Source organism: Alcanivorax sp. HI0083, from assembly GCF_001635175.1.
In genome coordinates, this window is the sequence record NZ_LWFX01001404.1 from 1 (window position 1) to 2138 (window position 2138).

At 60.4% G+C, this 2138-nt stretch carries 3 protein-coding genes; all 3 read left to right on the top strand.

Features of this window, described 5'->3' with window-relative positions; translation table 11 throughout:
* A partial coding sequence (locus A3754_RS28030; RefSeq protein ID WP_063521266.1) for a triacylglycerol lipase occupies window positions 1-605 on the top strand: 605 nt, incomplete at its 5' end.
* Window positions 602-817, top strand: coding sequence for a DUF1653 domain-containing protein (locus A3754_RS21280; protein ID WP_063521267.1), 216 nt, complete (start codon window positions 602-604; stop codon window positions 815-817). The genes A3754_RS28030 and A3754_RS21280, both read left to right, overlap by 4 nt.
* A gap of 100 nt (window positions 818-917) precedes the next feature.
* A partial coding sequence (locus A3754_RS21285) for a DEAD/DEAH box helicase (RefSeq protein ID WP_063521268.1) occupies window positions 918-2138 on the top strand: 1221 nt, incomplete at its 3' end.

A 2138-nucleotide genomic window follows, 5' to 3' on the forward strand; every position in this document is an offset into this window, starting at 1 on the left:
CGCCGGGGAAAGGGCAGCCGGTGCTGGTTTTGCCCGGTTTTGGCGCCAGTGACGTGAGCACACGGCCACTGCGCAAGGCCTTGTCCCGGTTGGGGTATAACGTTTACGGCTGGGCCCAGGGCACCAATACGGGCATCAACAGCAAACGTAAAAACCTGTTAGTTACCCATCTGCAGGCGATCAACACGCGCCACGGGCAACCGGTGGCGCTGGTGGGCTGGAGCCTGGGCGGGGTGTTTGCCCGGGAATTGGCGCGGGCCTTTCCCGATCAGGTGAGTCAGGTGTTTACCCTGGGCAGCCCCATCAATGGCGACCCGGAGGCCAACAACGTCTCCACGCTTTTCAATCTGTTCAACCCGAACCGCCCACCAGCGGACCGGGAGGCCTTTAATCAGCGCATCGCCGCGCCGCCGGTGCCCTGTACCGCCATTTTCACCCGGCAAGACGGTATCGTGGCCTGGCAATGCAGCCAGGAAGAAGAAGGCCCGCTGACAGAGAATGTGGAAGTGCAGGGCACCCACGTGGGCCTGCCCTGGAACCCCCAGGTGCTGGCGGTCATTGCCGAGCGCCTGGCGCGAAGCCCATTACCGGGAGATCTGCCATGAGCGCACTACAGCCCGGCCGCTATCGGCACTTCAAGGGCAACGAATACCAGGTGATCGGCCTGGCCACCCATTCCGAAACTGGCGAAACCGTGGTGGTGTACCATCCGCTCTACGGTGATCAGGCCCTGTGGGTGCGCCCGCTGGCCATGTTCACCGAAACCGTGGATCGGGAAGGCAAGGTGCAACCCCGCTTCGCGAGGATAGGCGATTAGCGTCAGGCGTCAGGCTTTAAGCATTTGGCGTCCGTTAACTTTGAACTTTCAACTCCACTGGATGCTACAATGGCGGCCTTATTCATGGAGTTAGCCCGTTATGTCTTCGTTTGCCGACCTGAACCTGCACGAGCGCCTGATCAAGGCACTTGGCGAGCTGGAAATTACCACCCCGACCCCTGTTCAGACGGCAGCGATTCCGGCGGCGCTTGAAGGCCGTGATTTACGCGTGGTGGCCCGCACCGGCAGCGGTAAAACGGCGGCGTTCCTGCTGCCCATGCTGCATCAGCTGCTCCAGTATTCCCGTCCGCGCACGGATACCCGAGCCCTGATTCTGCTGCCCACCCGCGAGCTGGCCCAGCAGACTCTAAAGCAGGTGGAGGCCCTGGGCCGTTACACCTTTATCAAGGCAGAGCTGTTGACCGGCGGTGAAGACTTCAAGGTGCAAGCCGCCAAAATGCGCAAGAACCCGGAAATCCTGATTGGCACCCCGGGTCGCCTGATCGAACATCTGGACGCAGGCAACCTGCTTCTGCAGGACCTGGAAATGCTGGTGCTGGATGAGTCCGATCGCATGCTCGACATGGGCTTCAACGACGATGTGCTGCGCCTGGCCGCGGAATGCCGGGCCGAGCGGCAGACCCTGCTGTTCTCCGCCACCACGGGCGGTAACGCCATGGAAAACATGATCAGCAGCGTGCTTCGTGATCCCAAATCGCTGGTGCTTGATTCCGTACGTGACCTGAACGAGTCCGTCAGCCAGCAGATCATCACCGCCGATGACGTGAAGCACAAAGAACGGCTGGTGCAATGGCTGCTGGCCAACGAAACCTATGAAAAAGCCGTGGTGTTCACCAATACCCGTGAGCAGGCTGATCGTCTGGGTGGGGTGCTGGTGGCCTCGAACCTGAAAGTGTTTGTGCTGCACGGCGAGAAAGATCAGAAAGACCGCAAGCTGGCCATGGACCGCCTCAAGGCCGGTGCTGTGAAAGTGCTGGTCGCCACCGACGTGGCTGCCCGTGGCATTCACGTGGACAGCCTGGATTTGGTGATCAACTTCGACATGCCCCGCAGCGGCGACGAGTACGTGCACCGTATTGGTCGCACCGGCCGGGTAGGCGGTGAAGGCACCGCCATTTCCCTGATCGCCGCCCACGAATGGAATTTGATGGCAGGCATTCAACGCTACCTGCGTCAGAATTTTGAATACCGTCTGGTGGACGCCCTGCGTGGCAACTTCCTGGGGCCGAAAAACCTGAAGTCCAACGGCAAGGCCGCCGGCAACAAAAAGAAAAAAATGAAGAAAAAGGCAGATGCCAAG

Coding starts and splice junctions, on each gene's coding strand:
- A3754_RS21280 (WP_063521267.1), top strand. CDS start 602: ATGAGCGCACTACAGCCCGGCCGCTATCGGCACTTCAAGGGCAACGAA.